The sequence below is a fragment of the Streptomyces griseus genome (genome assembly GCF_900460065.1).
GTDB classification, from domain to species: domain Bacteria; phylum Actinomycetota; class Actinomycetes; order Streptomycetales; family Streptomycetaceae; genus Streptomyces; species Streptomyces griseus.
On sequence record NZ_UAVD01000019.1, the window covers coordinates 56,165 to 65,258 of the forward strand.

The 9,094-nt window shown below is 72.5% G+C and carries 6 protein-coding genes; 2 read left to right on the forward strand and 4 right to left on the reverse strand.

Going from position 1 to position 9,094, the window contains the following annotated elements:
* Positions 1–86 precede the first annotated feature (86 nt).
* The 4 genes from ilvN to DTB53_RS08920 all read right to left on the reverse strand — a co-directional run bounded on the left by ilvN (position 87) and on the right by DTB53_RS08920 (position 6,925).
* Entirely contained in the window at positions 87–614 is a 528-nt protein-coding gene (ilvN, locus tag DTB53_RS08905; RefSeq protein WP_003966072.1) for an acetolactate synthase small subunit, read from the reverse strand.
* A 22-nt stretch (positions 615–636) separates the two neighbouring features.
* The gene (locus DTB53_RS08910; RefSeq protein WP_003966073.1) at positions 637–2,493 is read right to left on the reverse strand and encodes an acetolactate synthase large subunit; all 1,857 of its coding nucleotides are present in this window, start codon (positions 2,491–2,493) and stop codon (positions 637–639) included.
* Positions 2,494–2,709: 216 nt separating this feature from the next.
* On the reverse strand, positions 2,710–5,532 hold the full coding sequence (locus DTB53_RS08915; protein ID WP_012378915.1) for a putative bifunctional diguanylate cyclase/phosphodiesterase: 2,823 nt from the start codon (positions 5,530–5,532) through the stop codon (positions 2,710–2,712).
* A gap of 445 nt (positions 5,533–5,977) precedes the next feature.
* Positions 5,978–6,925 (reverse strand): 2-hydroxyacid dehydrogenase, encoded by a 948-nt coding sequence (locus tag DTB53_RS08920; RefSeq protein WP_012378916.1) that lies wholly within the window; start codon positions 6,923–6,925, stop codon positions 5,978–5,980.
* Between the two features lie 291 nt (positions 6,926–7,216).
* Between DTB53_RS08920 and DTB53_RS08925 the strand changes: the two genes are divergently transcribed.
* Together DTB53_RS08925 and DTB53_RS08930 are read left to right on the forward strand one after the other, a co-directional pair.
* The gene (locus DTB53_RS08925; protein WP_042496036.1) at positions 7,217–8,098 is read left to right on the forward strand and encodes an alpha/beta hydrolase family protein; all 882 of its coding nucleotides are present in this window, start codon (positions 7,217–7,219) and stop codon (positions 8,096–8,098) included.
* A gap of 110 nt (positions 8,099–8,208) precedes the next feature.
* A partial coding sequence (locus DTB53_RS08930; RefSeq protein WP_146777720.1) for a carboxylesterase/lipase family protein occupies positions 8,209–9,094 on the forward strand: 886 nt, incomplete at its 3' end.

Below are 9,094 nucleotides of genomic sequence, written 5' to 3' on the forward strand. Positions count from 1 at the left end.
TGTTGCGTCCCACCGTACGGCGGGGGCGTCGTGTACGTGATCGGGTCTCGCCATGCGAGCGGCGCGGGCGCGCGGCCCGCCGCCGGTCAGGCGGAGCGGTCGAGGGCGCGCAGCGACCGGTCGGTGATCGAGCGCGCGCCACGCCCTATGGCGATGGTGCCGGACTGGACGAGCTCCTTGATGCCGTACTGCTCCAGCATCTTGAGCATGGCCTCCAGCTTGTCGGCCCCTCCGGTCGCCTCGATCGTGACGGCCTCCGGGGAGACGTCGACGGTCTTGGCGCGGAACAGCTGGACGATCTCGACGATCTGGGAGCGGGTCTCGCTGTCGGCGCGGACCTTCACCAGGACGAGCTCCCGCTGGATCGCGGCGGCGGGCTCGAGTTCGACGATCTTCAGGACGTTGACCAGCTTGTTGAGCTGCTTGGTCACCTGCTCCAGGGGCAGGCCCTCGACATTCACGACGATGGTGATGCGGGAGATGTCGGGGTGTTCGGTGGTGCCGACCGCGAGCGAGTCGATGTTGAAGCCGCGTCGGGAGAACAGGGCCGTGATCCGGGCGAGGACACCGGGCTTGTTCTCGACCAGGACGGAGAGCGTGTGCTTTTCGGACATGGAGTCGGTCTCTCTCTGTCTCTCAGTCGTCTTCGTTGTCGCCGAAGTCGGGGCGGACGCCGCGGGCGGCCTGGACCTCGTCGTTGGAGGTGCCCGCCGCGACCATCGGCCAGACCATGGCGTCCTCGTGGACGATGAAGTCGATCACGACGGGGCGGTCGTTGATGGAGTTGGCCTCTTCGATGACCTTGTCCAGGTCGGCCGGGTCCTCGCAGCGGATCGCGTAGCAGCCCATGGCCTCGGACAGCTTGACGAAGTCCGGGACGCGGGTGCCCTTGGCGGCGTTGCCGTCCGCGTCCGGGCCCGAGTGCAGCACGGTGTTGGAGTAGCGCTGGTTGTAGAAGAGGGTCTGCCACTGGCGGACCATCCCGAGCGCGCCGTTGTTGATGACGGCGACCTTGATCGGGATGTTGTTGAGCGCGCAGGTGGTCAGTTCCTGGTTGGTCATCTGGAAGCAGCCGTCGCCGTCGATCGCCCAGACCGTGCGGTCGGGCATGCCGGCCTTCGCGCCCATCGCGGCCGGGACCGCGTAGCCCATCGTGCCGGCGCCGCCGCTGTTGAGCCAGGTGGCGGGCTGCTCGTAGTCGATGAAGTGGGAGGCCCACATCTGGTGCTGGCCGACGCCCGCGGCGAAGATCGTGCCCTCGGGGGCGAGCTTGCCGATGCGCTGGATGACCTGCTGCGGGGAGAGGCTGCCGTCCTCGGGCAGGTCGTAGCCGAGCGGGTAGGTCTCGCGCCAGCGGTTGAGGTCCTTCCACCAGGCGGTGTAGTCGCCGGTGTTGCCGTCGGTGTGCTCCGCCTGGACGGCCTGGACCAGGTCGGCCAGGACCTCGCGGGCGTCGCCGACGATCGGCACGTCGGCGGTGCGGTTCTTGCCGATCTCGGCCGGGTCGATGTCGGCGTGGACGATCTTGGCGTACGGGGCGAAGCTGTCCAGCTTGCCGGTGACACGGTCGTCGAAGCGGGCTCCGAGGGCGACGATCAGGTCGGCCTTCTGCAGCGCGGTGACGGCGGTGACCGAACCGTGCATGCCCGGCATTCCCACGTGCTGCGGGTGGCTGTCGGGGAAGGCGCCGAGCGCCATCAGCGTGGTGGTGACGGGCGCTCCGGTCAGCTCCGCGAGGACCTTCAGCTCGGCGGTGGCGCCGGCCTTCAGGACGCCGCCGCCGACGTACAGCACGGGGCGCTTGGCCTGGGTGATCAGCTTCGCGGCCTCGCGGATCTGCTTGGCGTGCGGCTTGGTCACCGGACGGTAGCCGGGCAGGTCCATCGTCGGCGGCCAACTGAAGGTCGTCTGCGCCTGCAGCGCGTCCTTGGCGATGTCGACGAGGACCGGTCCGGGGCGGCCGGTGGCGGCGATGTGGAAGGCCTCGGCGATGGTGTGCGCGATGTCCTCGGCCCGGGTGACCAGGAAGTTGTGCTTGGTGATCGGCATCGTGATGCCGCAGATGTCGGCTTCCTGGAAGGCGTCGGTGCCGATGGCGGAGGAGGCCACCTGGCCGGTGATCGCGACCAGCGGCACGGAGTCCATGGCCGCGTCGGCGATCGGGGTGACCAGGTTGGTGGCGCCGGGGCCCGAGGTGACCATGCAGACGCCGACCTTGCCGGTGGCCTGCGCGTAACCGGTGGCCGCGTGCCCCGCGCCCTGCTCGTGGCGGACCAGGATGTGACGGACCTTGGTGGAGTCCATCAGCGGGTCGTAGGCGGGCAGGATGCAGCCGCCGGGGAGGCCGAATACCGTGTCGGCGCCGACTTCCTCGAGAGAACGGATGAGGGACTGCGCGCCCGTGACGTGCGTGGCGGTGACGGACGGCTGTCCGCCGTTACGGGCGCGCGGCTGCGGGTGGTGGGCCCCGGTGGCCTGCTCGGTCATCGGCATTCTCTTCTCGAAGCTGAGGTTTTCGCGGGTGTTTTGCAGCGTTTTGAGAGGTGTCAGTGCAACAAAAAACCCCTCGTGCCGTGAGGCAAGCGAGGGGAGCGCGCCGGGTGCGGTCGCAGGGTGTCATGGAGTGACCCTGCTTCAGCCGACGCGCTTTCCAAGTACGAGAATTCGGGTGCGCATGGCATTGACCCTCTCTCCGGCACGCATGACGTGTCAAGTGGGTGGGACGGGCGTCTCAGCATGTGATCCGGTGAGCAGGGGGATCGAGCCGCCCGCCATCACCGGCCGGGGGCCGGGAATGCCCGGTACGGGGAACTCCCCGCGGACCAGGGCGCGTCGCAGCCGGTACTCGTCGAGCGGTCCGGAGAAGGCCATCCCCTGGCCGTGCGTACACCCCATGGCGCGCAGGGCGAGGACCTGCTCGGGGACGTCGACACCGTCGGCGACGGACTGGAGGCCGAGGTCGCAGGCGATCCGCAGGAGACCGCTGGTGATCTTGTGCAGCCTGGCCGATTCGACCACCCCCTCGACCAGGTTCCGGTCGAGCTTCAGGACGTCGATGGGGAGCCGGCGCAGCGCGTTGATCGCCGCGAAGCCGCTGCCGAAGCCGTCGAGGGCGATCCGTACGCCGAGCCGGCGCAGGGCCACGAGGCGCTGCTCCAGGGCGTCGAAGGAGACGCGCGGGTCGCTGTCGGCGACCTCGATCATCAGGGCGCCCGAGGGGAGGCCGTGGCGGGTCAGCAGCGCCTCGATGGAGCCGGGGGGCGAGGCCGCCTCCAGCAGCCGGGCGGCGGAGAGCCGGACGGAGACGGCGACCGGGTGCCCGGCCCTGGCCCGGTCGGCCGCCTGGGCCACCGCCTCCTCCAGGAGCCAGCGGCCGAGCTCGGCGGTGCGGTCGTCGTCGCCGGAGACCCGGAGGAACTCGGCGGGGGTGAAGAGGATGCCCTGGGCGGAGCGCCAGCGGGCCTGGGCGGCGACGGCCGCGACGGAGCCGCTGGCGAGATGGACGACGGGCTGGTGGAGCAGGGCGAACTCGCCCTCGCGCAGGGCGGTGCGCAGCCGGGTGGCCAGCTCGGAGCGGCGTACGACGTCGGCCTGCATCTGCGGGGCGTACAGCTCGACCCGGTCCTTGCCGCCGGCCTTGGCGCGGTACATCGCGAGGTCCGCGTTGCGCATGAGGTCGGTGGGGCTGATGGCGGGCTCGGCGAAGGCCACGCCGATCGAGGCGGCCACCCTGACCTCGCTGGGGCCGATCCGGTAGGGCTGGGAGAGGGTCAGGCGCAGCCGGTCGGCGATCTCGTGGACCTGGTACTCGCGGGCGCCCTGGTCGCGGGTGCCGTCGCCCACGATGAGCGCGGCGAACTCGTCGCCGCCGAGCCTGGCCGCGGTGTCGCCGGCCCGGACGGAGTCCTGGAGGCGGCGGCCGGCCTGGATGAGCAGTTCGTCGCCCGCCTGGTGGCCGATGGTGTCGTTGACCGCCTTGAAGCCGTCGAGGTCGATGAAGAGGACGGCGGTGCCGGGGTCGCCGGAGCGGCGGCCGCCGAGCGCCTGGCGGACCCGCGCGGTGAACAGGGCCCGGTTGGGCAGGTCGGTGAGCGGGTCGTGCTCGGCGTTGTGCTGCAACTGGGCCTGGAGCCTGACCCGCTCGGTGACGTCCCGGCTGTTGAGCAGGAGGCCGCCCTGGTGGCGGTTGACGGTGGACTCGACGTTGAGCCAGTCGCCGGTGCCGGAGCGGAAGCGGCACTCGATGCGGGTGGTGGGCTCCTCGTGCGGCGGCGCGGCGAGGAAGCGCCGGACCTCGTGGACGAAGCGGCCGAGGTCGTCGGGGTGGATGATCGAGGACAGCTCGGAGCCGACGAGGCCCTCCGCCTCGCGCCCGTAGACCCCGGCGGCGGCGGGGCTGACGTAGCGCAGGGTGCCGTTGGGCGCGGCGATCATGATGACGTCGCTGGAGCCCTGCACCAGGGAGCGGAAGTGGTTCTCCTTCTGGGCCAGCTCCTGGGTGAGGGAGATGTTGTCGAGGAGCATGATGCCCTGCCGGACGACCAGCGCCAGGACGACGGTGCAGCCGGTGAAGATGACGACGCGGTCGACCCGGCGGCCGTCGACCACGTTGTACAGGATGCCCAGGGTGCAGACGGCGGCGGCGAGATACGGGGTCAGGGCGGCCAGCGAGCCGGCGATCGGGCGGCTGGCGATGGCCCGCGGGGGCCCGGGGCGGGGGGACGGCCGGGCCGCGCGGCGGGCGCCCCAGGGGGCGTAGGCCAGGAGCAGCGACCCGGCGAACCAGCCGGCGTCGAGGAGTTGGCCCGAGTGGTAGGTGGAGCGCAGCAGCGGCGAGGTGAACACCGCGTCGCTCAGCACCGTGAGCGCGAGGGCGGCGATGGCGGTGTTCACCGCGGAGCGGTTCACCCCGGCCCGGCGGAAGTGCAGCGCGAGCACCATCGAGACGAGCACGATGTCCAGCAGCGGATAGGCGAGCGAGAGGGCCGCGGGCGCGACGCTGGTGTCCTGGACCCCCGCCAGGTGCGCGGTGTGCGCGAGGGCGAGGCTCCAGGCGAGCGTCAGCAGGGAGCCGCCGATGAGCCACGCGTCCAGGGCCAGGCACACCCAGCCCGCGCGGGTGACGGGCCGTTTGGCGAGCACGAGCAGCCCGACGATGGCGGGCGGCGCGAAGCAGAGGAAGAACACGTCGGCGAGGGAGGGCGTGGGCACGGCGACGCCGAGGATCACCTCGTACCAGCCCCAGACGGCGTTTCCGCAGGCCGCCATGAGGGAGGAGAGCGAGAACAGCAGCCAGGCGGGGCGCAGTCGGCCCCGGACCGCCCGCGCGTAGAGGAAGCAGGAGACGGCGGCGATCAGGGCCGCCGCGGCGAGGCCGAAGTCCCCCATGATGACGGCGACCTGCGGCGAGCCCCAGCCGACGGCGGCGCCCACCGAATACCCGGCGCAGACGACGCCGAGCAGGATCCGGGACCGCAGCCCCGTGGAGCCGGTGGCGGACCGCGGGGCGAGCAGGGCCCCCAGCGCGCTCACCGGAGGGCTCCCCGCCCCGGGCCCACCGGGCACGTGCTCCTGTGCGGCCTGTTCCTCGGCGTCCGGCGGCGGGGTGGGAGGCACTGGGGCGCCCGGCTCGCCGCGGGGCCCCTCCGCTCGGTCCGCTCGGGACGCGGCTCCGACGTCGCCGGTCCGGGGCAGGAATCCGGCCATCGGCGGGTGCTGTGCTCCATCGGCGCGGGCGGCCGCAACCGTCCGCTCGTCCGCGTCGGATCGTCTCTCCATGGCCAGCACATCGCCCGTCGCCCCCTCGCGTTCCGGTGCTCCCCCCGCGCCGTCCCTTCCACGGCGCAGCCCCCCGGATCGGACGATACACCAGATCCGTCACTCAGGGCCATAGATTCTCTACGCTCCGTGACGAAATGCGAGGTGAGCGGCACTGCGTGCATCCGGACCGCCCCGTAGCGTGGCCGCGGCGGCGGGGTCAGCCGGTGGTGGCCACCACGTTCCGCAGCGGCTCCCCGGCGGCGAACCGGGTGAGCTGTGCGGCCAGCAGCCGCTTGGCGCGCGGTTCGAACGCCGAGGTACTGCCGCCCACATGAGGCGTGATCAAGACATTCGGAGCATGCCAGAGAGGATGGCCCGCGGGCAGCGGTTCCGGGTCGGTCACATCGAGCGCGGCCCGCAGTCGTCCGGATTCGAGCTCGGAGAGCAGGGCCTTGGTGTCGACGACTCCGCCGCGGGCGACGTTGACGAGGAGGGCCCCGTCGGGCATCGCGGCGAGGAAGTCGGCGCCCACCAGCCCCTGTGTGGCCGGGGTCAGCGGGGTGGAGAGGATCACGACGTCGGCCTCGGGCAGCAGGGCGGGCAGATCGTCGAGCGTCCGCACGGGCCCGCGTGCGGTGGTCCGCGCGGAGCGCGCGACGCGTTCCACCCGCGCGCACTCGAAGGGGACGAGCCGGTCCTCGATGGCCGAGCCGATGGATCCGTACCCCACGATGAGGACGGACTTGTCGGCGAGCGCCGGGTAGAAGCCGGAGAGCCACTCCTCCTTGTCCTGGCCGTGGACGAATCCCGGGAACCCGCGCAGGGACGCGAGGATCAGGGCGAGCGTCAACTCGGCGGTGGACGCCTCGTGGACCCCCTTGGCATTGCAGAGGCGTACGCCAGCGGGAAGCAGTCCGAGGCCGGGCTCCACGTGGTCGATGCCCGCGGAGAGCGTCTGCACCACCCGGACGGCGCCCATCGAGGCGAGCGGGCGCACCGCGACCTCGGGGCCCTTCATGTAGGGAACGACGTAGTAGGCGCAGTCGGCCGGGTCCCCCGGGTAGTCCGGCTCGCCGTCCCAGAGGAGGTAGTTGAGGCCCTCGGGCAGCCCGTCGATCTCGTCGGCCGGGAAGGGCAGCCACACGTCGGCAGTCGTCGCAGTCATGGTCAGGAGGCTATGCGACAGATGTGCGAGCGCTCCAGGTCCGTCCGGAGCCCCGTGCGGGGCGCTCGGGGCGGGAGCGGTCAGCGCGGTCGCGGTCCGAGGGCCCGCGCCCCGGCGTACGGCGGCGACGTCCGCCGGGCGGTGTGCTCTCGGCAGGTTGCACAAACCCCGCCGTCGGTGATTGCCGCGACTGCGCAGAGACGGCGGGCGTTCGCTCCGCCCAGGATGTGCGGTCAGACACCGATGTGACCCGGTCGGGTCACCCGGTTCACCGTCACCTCAGGAGTCGCCGTGCTGTGGAGAAGGAATCGGTTCGCCCTGTCGGCCGCGCTCGCCCTGGTCCTGACCGCGTCGGGGGGCGCGGGCACGGCGTCGGCTTCGACGGGCACGACCGCGGTCGCCGCCGCGCCGGCCGCCTCGGCCGCCGGTGGCTTCGGGGCTCCCGGCCCGTACGCCACGGCGGTGGAGGTCGGGGCGGTCACCACGCTGTACTACCCGCGCGACATCGCCGACAGCGACCGCCGCCACCCGGTGATCGTGTGGGGCAACGGCACCGGCGGCGTCCCCCTCGTCTACCGGGACCTGTTGCTCCACTGGGCCGGTCAGGGCTTCGTCGTCGCCGCCGCGAACACCCCGATGTCCAACCTCGGCATCTCCATGCGGGCGAGCATCGACATGCTGACCGGCCGGAACGCCGACCCGGGCAGCGTCTTCCACGACCGCGTCGACCTGGAGCACATCGGTGCGTCGGGGCACTCGCAGGGCGGCGCGGCTGCCATCGTCGTCGGCTCGGACCCCCGCGTCGACACCGTCCTGCCGATCCAGCCCGGTCCGCTGGCGGACATCGACGCGGTGCGCGGGCCCGCGCTGCTGCTGGCCGGCCAGCGGGACAGCATCGTCCTCCCCGCCCTGGTCAAGGCGTTCTACAACGCCGCCGACCACATCCCGGCCCTCTACGGGGAGGTGCGCGGGGCCGACCACTTCACGGTCGTGGGCGACCCCGGCCCGTTCGCCGCACCGACCACCGCGTGGTTCCGCGCCCACCTCATGGGCGACCGGGCGGCGCACGCCCAGTTCTTCGGACCCGGCTGCGGCATCTGCGCCGACACCGCCACCTGGTCCGACGTGCGCCGCAACAGCCGGGCCCTGAGCGTCCCCGCCGCCACTCCGTAGCCCCGCCCCGGCCGTGCGCGGGCGGCGTCCCGCCCCCTCTGACCGCCGCTTCCCCGGTCGTCCCCCGCGACCGGGGAAGCGGCACTTCCCGTGAAAGGACCGATACCGCCATGGACATCATCGCGACGACCCTCCAGGGCAGGGTGCGGGGCCGCGTCGAGGAGTCGATCGCCTCCTACCGGGGCATCCCGTACGCCGCCGCGCCCTTCGGGATCCACCGGTTCCGGGCCCCCGCGCCCGTCGAGCCCTGGGAGGGGATACGCGACGCGCTGGAGTTCGGGCCGACCGCACCGCAGCGCCCCTACCGGCCGCCCCTGGACCGGCTGATTCCCGACGTGGACATCCCCGGGGAGGAGTGCCTCAACCTCAACGTCTGGGCTCCCCGGGGAGCCGGCGAGCCGCTGCCGGTGCTGGTGTGGATCCACGGCGGGTCCCTGCGGAACGGTTCCGCCGCCATGCCCCTGTACGACGGCCGGGCCTTCGCCCGCGACGGTGTGGTCCTGGTCTCGGTGAACTACCGGCTCGGGGTCGAGGGGTTCGGCGTCTTCCCCGACGCACCCGACAACCGGGGCCTGCTGGACCAGATCGCCGCCCTGGTCTGGGTGCGGGACAACATCGCGGGATTCGGCGGGGATCCCGGGTGCGTCACGGTGTGCGGTGAGTCGGCCGGGGCCATCAGCATCGCCGCCCTGCTGACCAGTCCGCGCGCGGCCGGACTGTTCCACCGGGCGGTCCTCCAGAGCGGGCCGCCGCACACCGTGACGCGCGCCGAGGGCGCGAGGACCGTACGGGCGATGGCGAAGGCCCTGCGGGTGCCCGCCACGGCCGAGGAGTTCGCCGGAGTGGACCGGGAACGGCTGCTGGACGTCCAGGACGCGCTGGTCGGCAGGGCCGACCCGGTCAGCGGCGGACCGGGCTTCCACCTCGTGGTCGACGACGACGTGGTGCCGGCCGACCCCCCACCGTCCTCGGTCGATCTGCTGCTGGGCTGCAACC

Excerpts from the sequence above, each read along its gene's own strand:
- ilvN (WP_003966072.1), bottom strand. The coding sequence starts at position 614 with ATGTCCGAAAAGCACACGCTCTCCGTCCTGGTCGAGAACAAGCCCGGT.
- DTB53_RS08910 (WP_003966073.1), bottom strand. The coding sequence starts at position 2,493 with ATGCCGATGACCGAGCAGGCCACCGGGGCCCACCACCCGCAGCCGCGC.
- DTB53_RS08920 (WP_012378916.1), bottom strand. The coding sequence starts at position 6,925 with ATGACTGCGACGACTGCCGACGTGTGGCTGCCCTTCCCGGCCGACGAG.